This is a genomic window from Streptomyces gottesmaniae (assembly GCF_031845845.1).
Lineage (GTDB): Bacteria > Actinomycetota > Actinomycetes > Streptomycetales > Streptomycetaceae > Streptomyces > Streptomyces akebiae.
In genome coordinates this window covers 1-1064 of record NZ_JAVRFJ010000095.1, presented here as the reverse complement: position 1 = coordinate 1064, position 1064 = coordinate 1, and the positions used below count along the sequence as shown (strand labels likewise).

Here is a 1064-nt window from a genome sequence, read left to right as displayed (position 1 = left end):
TGTTCTGTCCACGGAGGTTGGTGACGGCGATCACTGGAGAGTGATCTTGAACGAGTGAGGGCCTTCCGGGTTCGGTGTGGATTGCGACATCTCCACCGAACGACGAAAGGCCCTCGTGCCCCACCGTAATGCACCCCTGACCGAGACCGGCCGTCTGCGCCTTGCGCGCTGCGTCGTCGAGGACGGCTGGCCCCTGCGCCGGGCCGCCGAACGCTTCCAGGTCTCGCCGGCCACCGCCCAGCGCTGGGCCGAGCGCTACCGCCAGTTCGGCGAGGCCGGGATGAGCGACCTCTCCTCCCGCCCGCGCACGAGCCCGCGCCGCACCCCGACCCGCACCGAGCGCCGGATCATCAAGGTCCGGCTCCTGCGCCGCTGGGGACCGGCCCGCATCGCGGGCCTGCTGCGGCTGGTGCCCTCGACCGTGCACCGCGTCCTGACCCGCTTCGGCCTGGCCCGCCTCACCCACCTGGACCGGGCCACCGGCCGGGTCATACGCCGCTACGAACGCGCACGTCCCGGCGAGCTGGTGCACGTGGACATCAAGAAGCTCGGCAACATCCCCGACGGCGGCGGCCACAAGGTCCTGGGCCGGGCTACCGGCCGAAAGACCCGCTCGAACGCCGGCTACAGCTACCTGCACACCGCCGTCGACGACCACTCCCGCCTGGCCTACAGCGAGATCCTCACCGACGAGAAGAAGGAGACCGCCACCGGCTTCTGGCAGCGGGCCCACGCCTTCTACACCGGGTGCGGGATCACGGTCGAGCGGGTGCTGACCGACAACGGCTCCTGCTACCGCTCACGCGACTGGCGCGATCTGCTGGCAAAGACCGGGATCGCCCACAAGCGCACCCGGCCCTACCGGCCCCAGACCAACGGCAAAGTCGAACGCTTCAACCGCACGCTGCTGGACGAGTGGGCCTATGCCCGCCCCTACCGCTCAGAGCAGGAACGGCGCGACGCCTTCCCCCGCTGGCTGCACACCTACAATCACCACCGCGGACACACCGCGCTGAAAGGCCAACCACCCGCCAGCCGCGTCCCCAACCTCTCAGGGCAATACA

General features: G+C 70.0%; 1 protein-coding gene. It reads left to right on the top strand.

The features are described from left to right. Positions 1 to 115: 115 nt before the first annotated feature. The coding region (locus RM704_RS44520; RefSeq protein ID WP_033530211.1) for an IS481 family transposase at positions 116 to 1064 on the top strand (949 nt) is incomplete at its 3' end.